This is a genomic window from Amycolatopsis roodepoortensis, assembly GCF_014873915.1.
Classification (GTDB): Bacteria; Actinomycetota; Actinomycetes; order Mycobacteriales; family Pseudonocardiaceae; genus Amycolatopsis; species Amycolatopsis roodepoortensis.
In genome coordinates this window covers 629,245-644,481 of sequence record NZ_JADBEJ010000001.1, presented here as the reverse complement: position 1 = coordinate 644,481, position 15,237 = coordinate 629,245, and the positions used below count along the sequence as shown (strand labels likewise).

The 15,237-nt window shown below is 70.5% G+C and carries 20 protein-coding genes; 11 read left to right on the top strand and 9 right to left on the bottom strand.

Annotated features, from left to right (window positions below):
- The first annotated feature begins 18 nt into the window (after positions 1 to 18).
- A complete protein-coding gene (gene catC / locus H4W30_RS03100; protein WP_192741391.1) occupies positions 19 to 306 on the top strand; it encodes a muconolactone Delta-isomerase in 288 nt (95 codons plus the stop codon).
- A 3-nt stretch (positions 307 to 309) separates the two neighbouring features.
- Here catC and H4W30_RS03095 read toward each other — a convergent pair whose 3' ends face one another.
- The 4 genes from H4W30_RS03095 to H4W30_RS03080 form a co-directional block, all read right to left on the bottom strand.
- On the bottom strand, positions 310 to 654 hold the full coding sequence (locus tag H4W30_RS03095; RefSeq protein ID WP_192741390.1) for a hypothetical protein: 345 nt from the start codon (positions 652 to 654) through the stop codon (positions 310 to 312).
- Between the two features lie 145 nt (positions 655 to 799).
- Positions 800 to 1,483: an ABC transporter permease gene (locus H4W30_RS03090; RefSeq protein WP_192741389.1), complete on the bottom strand. Its 684-nt coding sequence runs from the start codon at positions 1,481 to 1,483 to the stop codon at positions 800 to 802.
- Positions 1,480 to 2,292 carry an ATP-binding cassette domain-containing protein gene (locus tag H4W30_RS03085; RefSeq protein ID WP_192741388.1) on the bottom strand — a complete coding sequence of 271 codons (813 nt, stop codon included), beginning with the start codon at positions 2,290 to 2,292 and terminating at the stop codon, positions 1,480 to 1,482. The genes H4W30_RS03090 and H4W30_RS03085 overlap by 4 nt, the downstream gene beginning before the upstream one ends.
- Positions 2,289 to 2,621, bottom strand: coding sequence for a PadR family transcriptional regulator (locus H4W30_RS03080; protein WP_192741387.1), 333 nt, complete (start codon positions 2,619 to 2,621; stop codon positions 2,289 to 2,291). Before H4W30_RS03080 ends, H4W30_RS03085 begins: the two co-directional genes overlap by 4 nt.
- A 335-nt stretch (positions 2,622 to 2,956) precedes the next feature.
- Between H4W30_RS03080 and H4W30_RS03075 the strand changes: the two genes are divergently transcribed.
- Positions 2,957 to 3,472, top strand: a complete 516-nt coding sequence (locus H4W30_RS03075) for an ATP-binding protein (RefSeq protein WP_318780517.1) — start codon at positions 2,957 to 2,959, stop codon at positions 3,470 to 3,472.
- A 3-nt stretch (positions 3,473 to 3,475) separates the two neighbouring features.
- Here H4W30_RS03075 and H4W30_RS03070 read toward each other — a convergent pair whose 3' ends face one another.
- Entirely contained in the window at positions 3,476 to 4,681 is a 1,206-nt protein-coding gene (locus H4W30_RS03070; RefSeq protein WP_192741386.1) for a PP2C family protein-serine/threonine phosphatase, read from the bottom strand.
- Positions 4,682 to 4,816: 135 nt separating this feature from the next.
- On the opposite strand from H4W30_RS03070, the gene H4W30_RS03065 reads away from it, so the two are divergent.
- The 6 genes from H4W30_RS03065 (at position 4,817) to H4W30_RS03040 (ending at position 9,289) form a co-directional block, all read left to right on the top strand.
- Complete coding sequence (locus H4W30_RS03065) at positions 4,817 to 5,293, top strand: MarR family transcriptional regulator (protein ID WP_192741385.1); 477 nt, start codon at positions 4,817 to 4,819, stop codon at positions 5,291 to 5,293.
- Between the two features lie 95 nt (positions 5,294 to 5,388).
- Positions 5,389 to 6,258, top strand: coding sequence for an STAS domain-containing protein (locus H4W30_RS03060; protein ID WP_192741384.1), 870 nt, complete (start codon positions 5,389 to 5,391; stop codon positions 6,256 to 6,258).
- Positions 6,255 to 6,641 carry an STAS domain-containing protein gene (locus H4W30_RS03055; RefSeq protein WP_192741383.1) on the top strand — a complete coding sequence of 129 codons (387 nt, stop codon included), beginning with the start codon at positions 6,255 to 6,257 and terminating at the stop codon, positions 6,639 to 6,641. Before H4W30_RS03060 ends, H4W30_RS03055 begins: the two co-directional genes overlap by 4 nt.
- Positions 6,631 to 7,068 (top strand): anti-sigma regulatory factor, encoded by a 438-nt coding sequence (locus tag H4W30_RS03050; protein WP_192741382.1) that lies wholly within the window; start codon positions 6,631 to 6,633, stop codon positions 7,066 to 7,068. Before H4W30_RS03055 ends, H4W30_RS03050 begins: the two co-directional genes overlap by 11 nt.
- A complete protein-coding gene (locus H4W30_RS03045; protein ID WP_192741381.1) occupies positions 7,065 to 8,075 on the top strand; it encodes a SpoIIE family protein phosphatase in 1,011 nt (336 codons plus the stop codon). Before H4W30_RS03050 ends, H4W30_RS03045 begins: the two co-directional genes overlap by 4 nt.
- Positions 8,075 to 9,289, top strand: coding sequence for a PP2C family protein-serine/threonine phosphatase (locus tag H4W30_RS03040; RefSeq protein ID WP_192741380.1), 1,215 nt, complete (start codon positions 8,075 to 8,077; stop codon positions 9,287 to 9,289). Before H4W30_RS03045 ends, H4W30_RS03040 begins: the two co-directional genes overlap by 1 nt.
- Positions 9,290 to 9,594: 305 nt before the next feature.
- Here the strand turns inward: H4W30_RS03040 and H4W30_RS03035 are convergent, their stop codons facing one another.
- Both H4W30_RS03035 and H4W30_RS03030 read right to left on the bottom strand, forming a co-directional pair.
- Complete coding sequence (locus H4W30_RS03035) at positions 9,595 to 10,338, bottom strand: DJ-1/PfpI family protein (protein ID WP_192741379.1); 744 nt, start codon at positions 10,336 to 10,338, stop codon at positions 9,595 to 9,597.
- A gap of 19 nt (positions 10,339 to 10,357) precedes the next feature.
- Positions 10,358 to 11,320, bottom strand: coding sequence for a GlxA family transcriptional regulator (locus H4W30_RS03030; RefSeq protein ID WP_192742400.1), 963 nt, complete (start codon positions 11,318 to 11,320; stop codon positions 10,358 to 10,360).
- Positions 11,321 to 11,578: 258 nt separating this feature from the next.
- Between H4W30_RS03030 and H4W30_RS03025 the strand changes: the two genes are divergently transcribed.
- On the top strand, positions 11,579 to 12,835 hold the full coding sequence (locus H4W30_RS03025; protein WP_192741378.1) for an MFS transporter: 1,257 nt from the start codon (positions 11,579 to 11,581) through the stop codon (positions 12,833 to 12,835).
- 3 nt (positions 12,836 to 12,838) lie between these two features.
- Here the strand turns inward: H4W30_RS03025 and H4W30_RS03020 are convergent, their stop codons facing one another.
- On the bottom strand, positions 12,839 to 13,258 hold the full coding sequence (locus H4W30_RS03020) for a MarR family winged helix-turn-helix transcriptional regulator (RefSeq protein ID WP_192741377.1): 420 nt from the start codon (positions 13,256 to 13,258) through the stop codon (positions 12,839 to 12,841).
- A gap of 57 nt (positions 13,259 to 13,315) precedes the next feature.
- Here H4W30_RS03020 and H4W30_RS03015 point away from each other — a divergent pair, with 57 nt between their 5' ends.
- Positions 13,316 to 13,813, top strand: a complete 498-nt coding sequence (locus H4W30_RS03015; protein WP_192741376.1) for a DUF6790 family protein — start codon at positions 13,316 to 13,318, stop codon at positions 13,811 to 13,813.
- A 10-nt stretch (positions 13,814 to 13,823) separates the two neighbouring features.
- A complete protein-coding gene (locus H4W30_RS03010) occupies positions 13,824 to 14,456 on the top strand; it encodes a TMEM175 family protein (RefSeq protein ID WP_192741375.1) in 633 nt (210 codons plus the stop codon).
- Positions 14,457 to 14,471: 15 nt separating this feature from the next.
- On the opposite strand, the gene H4W30_RS03005 is transcribed toward H4W30_RS03010, so the two are convergent.
- Complete coding sequence (locus H4W30_RS03005; protein ID WP_192741374.1) at positions 14,472 to 15,215, bottom strand: class I SAM-dependent methyltransferase; 744 nt, start codon at positions 15,213 to 15,215, stop codon at positions 14,472 to 14,474.
- Positions 15,216 to 15,237 lie beyond the last annotated feature (22 nt).

The window sequence follows — 15,237 nt, the reverse complement described above, 5'->3', positions numbered from 1 at the left end:
TCCACTTCGGAGTGATCGATGCTTTACCACGTGCGCATGGACGTCCGCCTGCCGCCCGATCTCGACGCGGCGGAACGGGCCGACCTCATCACCCGCGAAAAGGCGTACAGCCAACAGCTTCAGCGCGAGGGCAAGTGGCCGCAGCTGTGGCGGATCGCGGGCGAGTACGCGAACTTCTCGATCCTCGACGTCGCCGACCACGACGAGCTGCACACGCTGCTGTCCGGGCTGCCGTTGTTCCCGTACATGGACATCGCGGTCACGCCGCTGGCGGCGCATCCGTCCAAGGTCGGGGACGGCGGCTGAGGCTCAGTCCTTTCTCTTCGCGAAGAGAGGCCCCTTGGAAACGATCATCCCGATGCCGAAGCCCAGCACCGTGATCCCGAACATGAGGAGGATGAAGCCGCCGAACTGCGCCTCGGCGTCGGTGTCCGGGCTGCGCGCCGATTTCGACGAACGGGAGACCACGCCGCTCGGATCGGCGAGCGCGTCGATCGCCGTGTAGAACAAGGCGATCGACGCGAGGATCAGGAAGATACCGCCGGCGATGCGCTTGCCCGTCCGGCCCGGTGGAGCGGCGCCTTGGCTGTCCTCAGTGGAGTTGGGCTCTGACATGGGCCGCAACATATCAGCCGTCCAGGCCGTGTCCGGCAAGTCTGTTCGATGGGCTTCGTGATCCAGGCGGTCCCTGGCGGTGCGGGCGGATCGGCCTCGTACCGGGTCGTACTCGGCCGCATCCGCCCGTGCCGTCAGGGGCCGCCTGGGCGCGAAGACCGCGAACAGACTTGCCGGACACGGCCTAGACGAACGTGAGGTGTGAACGGCGCCGCAGGCGGAAGCCGGACACGACGGCGACCGCGCCGAGCAGGAGCACGAACGCCGCCATGCCGTGCGCGACACCCCTGGTCAGGTAGCCGATGTCCGTGTGGTCGATGGCGTAGGTGCCGATCTCACGGCTGGACCAGAACGGCAGCAGCCGCGCGATCAGGCTCGACGGATCGGCCATCATCTGGAGGCCGACGACCGCCAGCAGGACGAGCGTGCCTTCGAGTTCCCTGGGCAGGACCGCGCTGAGCAGGAGCCCGAACGGCGCCGACACGGCGACCGTCAGCACCATGACCACGGCGACCGAGCCGTACCGGACGTCGTGCTGGTCGACGAGGATCAGCACGAAGTACGGGGCGGACAACAGGAATCCGACCGTCCACAGTGCACTCAAGCGGCCGAGGTACAGGTCGCGGGAGCGGTAGCCGGAAAGCCGCAGCCGGGGCTCCATGGCGCGGCTCGCGCTGCCGGCGAACAGCGCGGCGGTGCTCAGTGCCCAGCCGAGGCCGAGGCAGACGAACCGGATCGACTGTCCGAGGTGGTCACCGCGCCTGCTCAGGTAGAACACCAGCGGCAGCAGCAGGAGGATCAGCAGGACCGACCGGCGCCGCAGCAGTTCGCGCAGCGACATCTCGGCGACCGTCAGGATCTTCTTCACGCGACAGCCTTCCTGGCCGGGGAGAGTTCGAGCACCGTGTCGACGCGGTCCAGCCGGTCGAGCAGGTGGGTCACCACCACGATCGCCTTGCCCGCCTCGCGCCATTGCCAGACCTGGTGCCAGAAGTCGAGGTACGTGCCCTTGTCGAAACCCTGGTAGGGCTCGTCGAGCAGGAGCACGTCCGGTTCACCGAGCCCGGCCAGCACGAGGTTCAGTTTCTGCCTGGTCCCACCGGAAAGGTGACGTGCCTGAGTGCCCCGTCCGGGTGTCCAGTCCAGCGCCGCGGCACGGGCGGCGCCGATCCGCGCCGACTCCTCACGGGCCATCCCGCGCCCGGCGCCGATGAGGACGAAGTGCTCTCCCGCGTCGAGGAAGTCCGCGGTGCCGCCATCCTGCGGGCAGTAGCCGAGCGAGCCGCGTACGCGGACCTCACCCTTGTCCGGGCCGGTGATCCCAGCGCAGATGCTCAGGAACGTGCTCTTGCCGCAGCCGTTCGCCCCGATCACCGCGACGATCTCACCCGAGCGCACCACGAGGTCGACGCCGTCCAGCACGGTCCGCCTGCCGTATTTCTTCGTGATACCCCTGGCTTCCAACAGCACCTCGCCAGGACGACGCCGGGGACGTCCCACGCTTTCGGCCACGGCCGAGGCGTACGCGGCGGGCGGCCCGAAGACCCGCACCGGATCTCCGCCGCTCTCCCGCAGATGCACGGCCGCCTCCGCGACCACCTGCCGCGCCGCGTCCCCGCCGACGCCCCGGCGGCGCAGTTCGTGCGTCAGCGTGGAAAGCCATCCGTCGTGGTTCATCTTCCCTCCCGCAAGATCGAGGCCACCCCGGCGGAGAACTCCTGCCAGTCAGAAGTGGCGTGCCGCAGTGTTTCCCGGCCTTCCGCGGTGATCCGGTAGTACTTGCGCGCGGGCCCGGCCGACCCGTCCCGCCAGCTCGCGGTGACCAGGCCGAACCGCTGCAACCGCAGCAGCACCGGATACAGCGTGCCGCCCTGGATGGGGCCCAGCCCGGCGGCGTCGAGCGACTGGGCCAGCTCGTAGCCGTAGGACTCGCGCTCGGCGACCAGCGCCAGCACGCACGGCGCCAGCACACCCTTCAACCACTGGCCGCGCCGGTCCTGATCCACGCCGGGCAATGTAGCAGTCCTACCTAGGTAGCGCTACACGCTAGCCCTGTGCCCGAAGTCGTAACTCGCGTGATTGGAGGGGTATCTCGCGTGATTGGAGGCGTATCTCGCGTGTTTCCGCGCGTATCTCGCGTGTCTGGGCCGGATGACTCGAGATGGGCGAGTTACGCCTCCAATCACGCGAGTTGCGCCTCCGATCACGTGAGTTACGCCGCTGATCACGCGAGTTCGGACAGGGGGCGAAACCGTCACGGGTAGGAATGGGACATCGTGGGTATCCAGTGCCATGACGCCGGCGGCCATGGGGGACGCGGGCGAACAGGAAGGAGTAGATCGTGTATCGACATACTCCGGATCCGAGCACGGAGACGAGTGACGCCGACGCGGCCGATCCGAAGGCCGATGCCGTCATCGGCGCACCGATCGACCCGGCCGTGAAGTCGGCCTTCGAGGAACTCGTCCCGGCACTGGCCGGCGAGGTGGCCCTGCTCCGCCGGAAGCTGAGGGACTGGCTGGACCCGTTGCCCATCGACGCGAACAGCAAGTACGACATCACCATCGCCACGTACGAGGCGCTGGCCAACACGGCGGTGCACGCCTACCCCGGCGGGCGAGGCTGGGTCCGGCTTTACGCCGACTGGGCGGGCGACGCGATCACGGTAACGGTGACCGACACGGGGGACGGCATCCCCGCATCCCGGACACGGACGGACAAACCCGCTTCCGGTGGTCGTGGCCTGAACCTGATCGACGAGCTCACCGACCAGATGACCATCGACACCGGTGCGCACGGTACGCGGGTGGACATGGTGTGGCGGCCCGCCGCGCTCCGGCGGGACACGGCGTCCTGATCCCTAGCGCGAACCCAGTGCGACGGCGGGGGTGGGTCCCGGGCCCGAACGCGGCGTCGGCCCGAACCAGTCGAGGCACACCACCATCGCGTCGTCCTCGGCCTGCTCGCCGTGGCGGCGGGTGGACAGCTCCCGCAGCACGGAGCCCGGGACATGGGCGGCGGGCAGGTCGGCGGTCGCGACGACCGCCTCGGCGAGTTCGTGTTCCCCGTAGCGGTCACCGTGCGGCCCGGCCGCGTCATAGACGCCGTCGCTGACGAACACGAACCGGTCGCCGTCGAGGGCCTGGAATCGCTGGGCGGTGTAGAGGGTGTCCTCGAACGTGCCGAGCGGCAGTTGTTCGTCGAAGTGGACCTGCTCGGCCTTCCCGTCCCGCAGCCGCCACAGGCGCGGCGACCCCGCGTCGACGACGTCCGCCATTCCGGTGGAGAGGTCGAACTCCAGCAGCAACGCCGAGACGTGCTGCGCGCCGCGATAGTGCGCGTAGAGCGCCTGGTCGGCGAGTTCGGCCTGGGCGTCGAGGGCGACTCCGGCGCGGCGGGCGTTGCGCAGGGCGTTGACGGCGAGGTTGGTCAGCAGCGCGGCTTCGCTGCCCTCTCCCATGCCGTTGATGAGCGTGACGGCGAGTTTGTGGGCGGAGGCCGACCAGTCGAAGCAGTCGCCGTAGATGGCGTACGCGGGTTCGAGCTGGCCGCCCAGAGCGAATTCCGCGCGGGTGCAGGCCCGGCCGGGCAGGAGCTGCCATTGCATCTCAGCGGCCAGCGTCAGCCGCGAAGAACGCCTGGCCTGGATGTAGAGATCGGTGTCTCGGTCGGCGACGAACAGTTCGTGCGCCAGCGCTTCGGCGAACCGTTCGAGTTCGGCCCACACCGGCGGCTCCGGCTCCTCGGGCAGGGTCACCGCGAGGATTCCGAGCCGGTCACCGCGGACGCTGACCGGCAGGTACCCGGTCACGCTCGCGCCGTCGTGGCCGAACGTGGCGGCCTGCGCGACGAACGCCGCCCCCGGCACCGTGCCCTCGACCGGGATCGGGTCCGACGTGTAGGGCAGCGTGCTCACCTGGCACAACTCGGTGAGGGCGTAATCGGCCATCAGCAGCTCGACCGCCCGTGCCCCGAAGTGCTCGGAGAGGGCCGACCGCAGGGCGGCGGGCAGGTCATGAGGAGGGACGTCCCGCAAAAGCCGCTCCACCGCCAGGGATCTGTCCAACGCCCCGCCTCCCGCTCACCCGGATCGCGCACCGGGCGGCACACGTCGAATCTGTTGAGTCTGCGCCGCTCCGGCGTGCCGGTCTACGGCGATTCGCGTGAGCTGTGCTGCAGGGACGAGCATAAGGATGCCAGAGTGGACACCGTGGATCGGTCTCGCGAGCAGCCAACCCCGAACGGGACGGCTGCGGTGTTCGACCTGCCCGACCTCTTCCAATTCGTGGTCGAGCGGGTGCAGGACGTCTCCCCGCGGCCGCTGTCCACCGCCCAGCTGCGCGCGGTGATCGCCCTGGACCACCACGACGGGCTGAACCTGCGCACCCTGGCCGAGTTGCTCGGCTCGACCCCGCCGCTGGTGAGCAGGCTCTGCGACCGCCTCGAAGCGGTCGGCTTCCTCGAACGCCTGCCGAGCACCCGCAGCCGCCGCGAACTCACGCTGCGGTTGAGCGAACGCGGCCGCGCCTACCTGCGGGAGATCCGCGCCCGGCGGCGGGAGAACGTGGAGGCGGTACTGGAGAAGATGTCGCCCGCCGGAAGGGCCGCGCTGGCCGCCGGACTGCGGGAATACCACGCCGCCGGCGCCGGGGACGAGGTCGGCAGCGGGGCGCCGTGAGGCCCCACTGTTGCGGGAGTACTCTCGAACTGTTGTTATATGACAACAGTTCATCGGCGTACAGCAGAGCGCGCCCCAAACCGCAGGAGGAAACGGTGCTGGGGACGGATGATGCCCCCGTTCGGGAGCTGCTGACGCAGACCCTCGACGACGACCACACCACGCTGGTGGACGACTGGGTCCGCCGTCAGCTCGAACCGCCCGCCGCGGCGCACCCCGAGCAGGATCTCCGCCGCGAGGCGGCCGAACTGCTCGAAGCCCTGCGTGCCGCGCTGGGCACGGCACTGCCCGCGGACCGGATCGTGGCGCGGGACGGCGCGGTCCGTGACGCGCTGATCTCCCTTTCGCAGCGCCGGGCCCGCGCGGGCGCCGAGCCGTCGGCCACCGCCCTGGCGATCTTGTCGCTCAAACGCATGATGCTGGCCGCCGTCGAGCGGCACACGGAGGACGCAGACCTGCGCTACCGGGCGGCACTGCTGGTCAGCGAACTGCTCGACAGTGCGGGTGTGCTGACCTTCGCGGTCTACGTCACCGGGCGGGAACAGATCATCCGCCAGCAGCACGACCAGATGCTCGAACTGTCCACCCCGGTCGTGCGGTTGTGGCGGCACGTGCTGGCGGTGCCCCTGATCGGCACCCTCGATAGCGCCCGCACGCAGGTCGTGATGAACAACCTCCTCGAGGCTATCCAGACCAACGAAGCCAGGGTCGCGATCATCGACATCACCGGCGTGACGACCGTCGACACCGCGGTCGCCCAGCACCTGCTGCAGACCGTCAGCGCGGTCCGGCTGATGGGCGCGGAATGCGTCGTCAGCGGCATCCGCCCGTCGATCGCGCAGACCATCACCCAGCTGGGTATCGACCTGTCGCATATCGTCACCCGCGGTTCCCTCGCCGACGCGCTCGCCACCGCGATGCGGCTCATCGGCGACAGCACGCACGCGAGCACGGTGACGGTGTGAGCGCCCAGGCGGGATTGCCGATCCTCCGGCTCGGCGACATCCTGCTCACCGGTCTCCTCAGCGACCTGGACGACAAGACCGCCCTGCGGTTCACCGAAGAGCTCACCGCCCGTATCGCCGACGAAGACATCCGCGGCGTCATCATCGACATCTCACGGCTGGAGATCATCGACTCGTTCGTCGCACGGGTCCTGATGCAGCTCGCCGATACCGGGCGCCTGCTCGGCGCCAGGATGATCGTCGCCGGGATGCGCCCCGCGGTCGCGATCACGCTGTCCGAACTCGGACTCCAGCTCACCGGCGTCCGGACCGCGCTCAACGCGGAACAGGCGATGGAACTGCTGGGCTGGCGCCGTCCCGCCGAGGCGCCCCATGCTCCCTGACGAACTCACCGACCCTGGACGCGACGTCCCGCCCCTCGAACACGCCGTCCGCGCCGAAGAGGATCTGCTCACCGCCCGGCACGCCGTGCGGTCCAGCGCGGTCGCCGCGGGGTTCTCGATCGTCGACCAGACCAAGATCGTCACCGCGGCCAGCGAACTGGTCCGCAACGCCTACATCCACGGTGGCGGCGGGACCATGACGATCACCATGCTCCGCGACGACCGCGGCCGGCTCGGGCTGCGGCTGCGGGTCCGGGACGACGGGCCCGGCATCGCCGACGTCGGCCAGGCGATGACCGACGGTTTCAGCACTGGCGCCGGACTCGGCCACGGCCTCGGCGGCACCCGCCGCCTCGTCGACGAATTCACCATCGACACCGCTCCCGGCAGGGGCACGACCATCACGATCACGCGCTGGAAACCATGACCGGCATCGTGGTTCCCCCGCCCTCGCGCCACCTGCGCGTCGACCACGCCAGCGCCGTCTACGCCGCCGCACGGACCGCTCGCGAAACCGGACGGGCGGTCGGGCTGCCCTCGGTGCTCACCGAACGCGCCGCCGTCGTGACCTCGGAGCTGGCGGGGAACCTCGACCGGCACGCGATCAACGGTTCGATCGTCGTGCAGCGGCCCGCGATCGGGCTCGGCATCGACGTCCTGTCCGCCGACGACGGCCCGGGGATGGCCGACGTCGGACATTGGCTCGTCGACGGCAACACCACCACCGGCACGCTCGGCACCGGCCTCGGCGCGGTCGGCAGGATGGCCACCGTCTTCCGGATCCGTTCGGCGCCCCGGTCCGGCACGCTGGCCGCGGCCAGGGTCCTCCTCCCCGGGACACCGGCCGGGCCCGCCGCCGCGGTCGGCCATTTCTGCCTCCCCCGCGACGGGGAAGACCACTGCGGCGACGCCGTCGCCCTCGCCGAACTGTCCGGGGGCTGGGCCGCGGTCGTCGTCGACGGCCTCGGCCACGGGCCCGAGGCCGCCGAAGCCGCCGACACGGCGATCCGCGTGTTCCGCCAGAACCCCGATCGCCCGTTCCCCCATCAGTTGGCGACCATGCACCGCGCCCTGCGCACCACCCGCGGCGCCGCCGTCGCGCTCGCCCGGATCACCTCCGGCGGGCTCGAATTCTGCGGCGTCGGCAACATCAGCGGCACGACGCTCAGCGGGGACGGCCGATCGCGCTTGCTGCTCAGCATCCCCGGTGTCGTCGGCTACGCCCTGCCCGCCGCCCAGGTGCGGCACGCCGCGCTCGCCGCGGGCGACCTCGTCGTGTTGCACACCGACGGCGTCGACCACACCTGGCGCGCACCGGCGAGCGCCACGCAGCCGGCGAACGCGCTGCTGCTGGCCGCCCTTCTCGCCCACAGTCATCGCAACCCCCGCGACGACGCCGCCATGATCGCCCTGCACCCGGACCAGCTCACCTGATGCACCCACTCCTCGCCCGGCTCCGCCGCCGCCTCCGTACCGTCTGCGCCGAAGCAGGCGTCCCCCTCGAAGACCGCGCCCGGCTCGTCATGGCCGCGACCCTGCTCGCCGAACCGGCCTTCGACACCGGCACGGAAGTGACGGTCGACAGCAGCACCACCGACGGCCTGCTGGCCGTCACCGTCCGGCTCCCCCGCCCGGTCGGACGGCCACGGCGCAACACGCTCCCGCTGCTGCCCGACGCCGAAGACGACACGAGCCTCACCTGGCACCTCCCCACGGGAACCGCCCGGCGTCCCGTCCCGGCCGCCGACGACCGGGCCACGGACGAGGAGACCCTCGCGCTCATCGCCCGCGCCGACGCGCTCGCCCAGGAACAACGGGAGCTCAAACACGAACTCGCCGAAACCAACAGCGGCGTGCTGGCCATGTACATCGAACTCGAACAACGCGACGAACAACTCCGCCGCGCGCACGCCGTCATCTTCCGCGAACTCGAAGACGCGCTACGGCCCGGCCCGCCCGCCGTGGCGGGGCTCGAACTGGCCGTCCACTACTCGCCGACCGACCAGGACTCCCCCACCGGCGGCGACCTCTACGACTGGTTCGTCCTTCCCGGCGGCCACCTGCACATCACCCTCGTCGACGCCGTCGGGCACGGCGTCACCTCGACCCGCCACGCCCTCACCGTCACCCACGCGATCCGCACCCTCGCACTGGAGGGCCACCCCTTCCGCGACCTCATCGCCCATACCGCGCGCACCCTCGCCACCATCGAACCCGACCTCATGGCGACCGTGATCCTCGCCAGGATCGACCCCGCGACCGGCGAACTGACCCTCGCCAACGGCAGCCACCCCGCTCCCGTACTGGCCACTGTGGACGGTCAAGCGCGGTTGCTGCGCGCCCCGGTCGTCGGCCGGGGGATCGGTTTCCCCGACCCCGGCAGCCCCGAACTCCGTCACCACACCCTCGACCCCGGCGACACCCTGCTCCTCTACACCGACGGCCTCGTCGAAAGCCGCAAGGACTATCTCGAAGGACAGGACCGGCTCCTGGAGCTCGCCCCCGCGCACGCCGCCCTTCCCATCGGCGAGCTTCCCCGGGAACTGGCCGTCCGGATGCACGACGTCGTCCTGCACGCCGACGACACCGTCGTCCTCGCCGTCCGGCGGACACTTCCCGGGGCGGACCTCAGCACGCGGGCGGAGTGAACGTCCCGTTCTGTGCGACGACGTCACCGATATCCGCGAAACCCACGTGATTGTTCTGATGGCTGAGCAGAAGCACCCAGTTGTTCCCCCGGGGGGCTCTTCCATCCCGGGAACCGGCAGATCGCCGCCACGTCGTCGGCGGGAAACGGTAGTCCGTCGTCGACCCACCCCTGGTCGCAATTGGTGTACGGGCATTGGAACAACGCGAACAAGGCTACGACACGTACTCTGTCGACGTTCCCATTCTTCGCCTGCCCGGACCGATCTGTCGACGGCGTTTCAGCACAATCGGATTCGCCCGCGTGCTACTCCTGCGACTCGGCGAGCAGTTTCAGCGCGAGTGCCTTGAGTTCCGGGCTCGCCTTCGCGGCGTCGCCCGAGTCGAACGGCGGCCGCGGGTCGTATTCGACGGCGAGCTGGATACCGCGCGCGATCCGCTCTCCGGCCAGCAAGGACGCGAGATGGAACGCGAGGTCGATCCCGGCGGACACCCCCGCCGCGGTGACGACCTTGCCGACCTGGACGTACCGCTCGGCCACGTAGCGCACTCCGAAGGTCTTCTCCAGGTAGTCCGCCGACGCCCAGTACGTGGTGGCCCGGTCGCGGAGCAGTCCCGCCGCGCCGAGGATCAAGGATCCCGTGCACACCGACGTGGTCCAGGTCGTGTGCCGGTGGACGCGCCGGATCCAGTCGAGCAGGACCTGGTTCTCCATGGCGGCGACCGTGCCGCGGTTGCCCGCGCCCGGGACCAGCAGCACGTCCAGGCGGCTCACCTCGGCCACCGAACGTTCCGCCATCACCGCGACGTCCCGGGTGTCGGTGCGCACCGGGCCGCGGTGCTCGGCGATCATCGTCACCGTCGCGCCGGGAAGCCGGGACAACACCTCGGCGGGGCCGGTCGGATCCAGCAGGCTGAAGCCGTCGTAGAGCAGGATGCCGATCTTCAAGCCCGTGGACTCCGCCTGCGCCGTGCCGGTGCCGAGGCCGAACGCCGCGGCCGCCGCGGCCCCGGCCAGCACTGTCCTGCGCGTGGTCTTCGCATCGTTCATGCCGCGAATCCTGGAGCGGTCAGGGGACGATCGGGCGGGGCATGTCCGGCATCCTGCGAAGCTTGTCCCCGGACAGCCCGTAGTGGTGGCGGAACGCCGTGCGCAGGGTTTCCGCCGAGGCGAACCCGCATTGCCGCGCGACCGCGGCGAGCGGCAACGCGGTGGACCGCGCCAGCTGGGCCGCCGCTTCGGTCCGCGCCGTGCGCACGGTCCGGGCCGGGGTGCTGCCCAGCTCGGCGGTGAACAGGCGGGCGAGGTGCCGGGTGGTGACCCCGGCCCGCGCCGCCAGCGCCGGCGGGCTCAGGTCCTCGGTGAGATGCGCGGAGATGTATCCCAGCAGATCCAGCACGACCCGGTTACCCGGCGGCGGAGCGGCCAGGAACGTGCTGATCTGCGCCTGGTCGGCCGGGCGGTGCAGATAGGTCACCAGTTCACGGGCGACTTCGCGGGCCAGCGTCGGACCGTGGTCGTCCTCGACCAGCGCGAGCGTGAGATCCAGCGCGCTGATGACCCCGGCCGAGGTGATGACGTTCCCGTCGCGGATGTAGAGCGGGGCGGGATCCACTGTCACGGCGGGAAAAGTCGCGGCGAGCTGCTCGCTGTATCCCCAGTGCGTGGTGACCCGCCGGTGGTCGAGCAGCCCGGCGGCCGCCAGCACGAACGTCCCCGTGCACACCGAAGCGACCCGCCTGCTCCGTTCGGCCAGCCGCCGCACCTGCGTCAGCAGCCGCTCGTCCCTGGCGGCCGCCTCCGTTCCCGCGCCCCCGACCACGAGCATCGTGTCCATCCTCCCCGACACCTCGGCCAGCCGCCGGACACCGGCGAGCAGGATCCCCGACGAACTCCGCGTCGTCCGCCCGTGCACCGTGGCCAGTTCGACGGCATACGACGGCGCGGCACCGTGCGAGTTCGCGATCTCCAACGCCCCGCTGGGACAGGCGACATCGAGTATCTGCGCGCCGTCGAAGGCGACGATCACCACGCGGCGCACCGATTCCGTTCCAGACCCCACAAGGCGAACCTACTCGCCGGACGCGCGATCCGGCGGGGCGTTCTCCTGAACTGCCTTCTCCGCCGGCGATTCCCCAGTCCTGTGCTGAATTTCCCTATGCTGGACGACAGGTCACCGCGCGATGACCACAGTGGACACTCGCCGCGAATGCTTTCGTCCCGGCCGGGCACGAGTTCCAGCGAGGGGTGTCGCGAAAGCCACTCGCCACGTCCAGAACAGGAGAACCTCATGAGCGCCACCCGGGCAGGCTCCGTGCACTGGACGGTCGTCGTCCTCTGTTTCCTGGCGATTCTCCTGGACGGCTTCGACACGGCCGCGCTCTCGCTCGCGATCCCGACGATGGCCGCCGAATGGGCGGTCACGCCGGCCGCGTTCACCCTCGCCGTCGTGCTGACCAACATCGGCGTGGTGTTCGGCTACCTGTCGGCGGGTTACCTCGGCGCGCGGATACCGGGACGGCGGCTGCTCATCGGTGCCGTCGTGCTCTTCGGGGTGGCCACCATCGCGACGGCGGCCACCCTGCCCCTGGAGTCGATCGCGCTGCTTTCGGCGACCCGCCTGGTCACCGGGGTCGGGCTCGGCGTGGTGGTGCCCGCCGCCGTCGGCCTGGCCACGAAACACAGCGCCGAGAACCGCCGGGAGCAGGTCTCCATCGCGGTGGCCCTCGGTCTCGCGGCCGGCGCCGGGCTCGGCGGGCTTCTCGGCGGGCGCCTGCTGAACCTCGTGGGCAGCGACGGCGTCTTCTACGTCGCGGGGATCGTCCCGCTGCTCTTCGCCGCCGTGCTGGCGTGGCTGCTGCCCGCCGAGGGGACCGCGGTCACGGCGACCGTCGGCGACAAGAGCGACGCGAAGATCGGCAGGCTCTTCGACCCGGGCCTGCGCCTGCCCACCACGCTGATCTGGGCCTTCTCCTTCCTCGTCTTCATCACCTCCTACGTCCTGATCTCGTGGATCCCCACCTTGCTCACCGGATACGGCTTCAGCCCGTCCAAGGCTCCGCTCGGGCTCGCGTTCCTCACCCTCGGCGGCATCATCGGTGGCCTGGCGTTGCTGCCGCTCGCCGGGCGGCTGGGGATCGCCCGCGCGATGATCCTGATGCCCGCCATCGGCGGCGTGTTCATGATCATCGCGGCGAAGGCGTCCCTCGGCGACACCGCGTTGCTCCTGTGCCTCGCCGGTGCGGGGGTCGGCGTGGTTTCGGGGCAGCTCGGCCAGCTGGCCCTCGCGGTGGCGACCTATCCGCCCGGCCCCCGGACCACCGGCGTGGGCTGGGCGGCCGCGCTGGGACGGCTCGGTTCCATCGTCGGGCCGGGGATCGCGGGCGTCCTCATCGGGCAGGCGCTGGCGACGCGGGACATCGTCGTGGCGGCCACGGTGCCGCTCCTCTTCGCGATCGTGTGCGCGGTCGCGCTGTCGCGAGTGAAGGCGAAGGCACGCGTCCTGCCGGCCGCGGAAACCCCGCTGGTGCTGGAAAAAACGCGATAGCGCTCAGTCGGCCGCGAGGATTTCGGCCAGCCGGACGGTGTCCTGGAGATAACGCTCGTACGGAAAGCCCGCCGCGACGAGCCCTTCGCGCAACTCGTCGTAAAGCGGCTTTCCCGCGGCGTGGAAGGCTTTCCGGCCGGGGTCGGTGAGCCGGACCAGCCGGCGACGCGCGTGCTCGGGGTCGACGGTGATCCGCACCAGACCGTCCGCTTCGAGTGGCCGCAGGGCCCGGCTGATCGCCGGGTCGGACACCGACAGCGCCTGGGCGAGCCGGTGCTGCGTCGCCGGCTCGATCTCCTCGAGCGTGCCCAGAAGCCGTATCTGGCTGTAGGTCAAACCGCCGGGGTCATCGGCGCGCCGACGGGCGGCTTCGCCCATCAGCATGACCACCCGGTGCAGCAGGTCCGCGAGTCCGTCGTCCACGGCGTCACCCTATCATGAGTGTTGACGCGTTAATATTAACTAGGTAAGACTGAAGCCATGAACTACTTCACCCAATCCGCCTTCCCCCTGGTCTGGGTCGTCGTGCCCGCCGCCGGAGCCTTCCTCCGCGCCCGCCACGCGACGTCGTCTCAGGAGCGGCTCGAAATCTGGCAGCGCTGGTGGGCCATCGGCGCTTTCGGCTGCGGCAGCCTGTGGATGACGGTCGCCTTCCTCGCCTTCCCGGACGTCATGGCCACGGCGATCGGCTTCGAGCGGACGCCGTTCATGTTCGAGATCGCCTTCGCCAACCTCGCGCTGGCCGTCCTGGGCTTCCGGGCCGCCTCGGCCTCCGCGCGCGAACGCCTCACCATCGGCATCGCCGGCGGGATGTTCCTCTGGGGAGCCGCGATCGGCCACGTCTACCAATGGTTCGCCAACGGTGACCACGCGCCCGGCAACACCGGCGGAGTGCTCGTCACCGACATCCTGCTCCCGGCGGTCATGATCGTCCTGGCCCTGCGATCGCGGCGCCTCGCCGCGAAGATCGCCGCCTGAGGTGCCCACCATGACGACACAGACCGGCGACGCGATCGGAAAGGCCGCCGCCGAGCGGCTCGGCATCTTCGCCGACGCGGTGATCGCGATCGCGCTCACCTTGCTGGCGCTGGATCTCCCGATCCCCCATGGCGACACCACCGGCGCCATGCTGAGCTCGATCTCGGCCCACGGCAAGGAATACCTCGCCTTCGCGCTCAGCTTCGTGGTGATCTCCGCGCACTGGCGCGCCCACCACGAGATCTTCCCCTACGTCCGTTCGCTGAACGGGCGCCTGATCAGCCTCACCCTGGCCTGGCTGTTCATGCAGGTCCTGATGCCGTTCGCGACGCGGGTCATCACCGCCGAGGGGGCCTTCCCGCCCCGGTTCAGCGTGTACGCCATGGTGCAGGTCCTGGCCTCGGCGTCGTTCGCGCTGATCATCCGGGAGATCCGGCGCGGACACCTGTACGGGACCGGCGGGCCGCCGAAGGTGTTCGCCCAGAGCCTGACGCGCAGCGTCTGCCTCGCCGCGGTGTTCGGGATCTCCGTGCCCGTCTCGTTCCTGACGGATGACACCGCCGCCTACCTGTGCTGGCTCGCGGCGCCTGTCGTGCTCGCCGTCGCCCGCCGCGTGCAGGACCACCGGCCGTCCGCCACCTGAGCGGCCGGACCGGGGTCAGCGCAGGGCCGCCAGGACGTAGTCGTCGCCGAACTGCCACACCGGCGCCACTTCGGCGAAGCCCGCTTCCCGGAGCAGCCTGGTTTGTTCCTGCGGGCTCAACCGGTTGCCGTAGCCGGTCGAGATGCCGCGCAACTCGCCGGCCGTGAACCGCTCCCGCAGCGCGGGATCGGCGGCGGCCGCGGCCCACCAGGCCTTCCATTCCTCGTTGGCGCCGACGCCGGCACGCTCCGCCCGCCGGTTCTTGACCACCTCGGCGAGTTCGCGGATGGCAGGCTGTTCGTCGTAGAAGTGATCACCGTTGACGAGCGCACCGCCTCCCCTGAGCGCTCCGGCGAGGTCACGGTAGACCTCGGCGAGCCGCTCGGGACGCAGCCAGTGCAACGCGGTCGTCGAGACCGCGGCGTCGACCGGCCCCCATTTCAGCCAGCCGCTCTCGGCGAGGTCCGTCTGGACGTAGTCGATGTTCGCCTCCCGTGGCCGGGTGGCCCTGGCGAGGGCGAGCAGGAAGGGGTCGTTGTCGAACCCGACGATCCGTGCGCGCGGCAGCCGCCCGGCGAGCCTCGTGGCCAGCGACCCCGGGCCGCAGCCGAGGTCCAGCACCAGCGGCTCGGCGACGTCACGGCATACGTGCTCGACGACGTCGATCAGCACGGCGAAGCGTTCTTCGCGGTCGGCGATGTAGCGTTCCTGCTGGATGTCCCACCGGCGCACCCAGTCCGCCGCCAGTTTCCCGTCCACCGGCCTCCCCTTCGTGATCTTG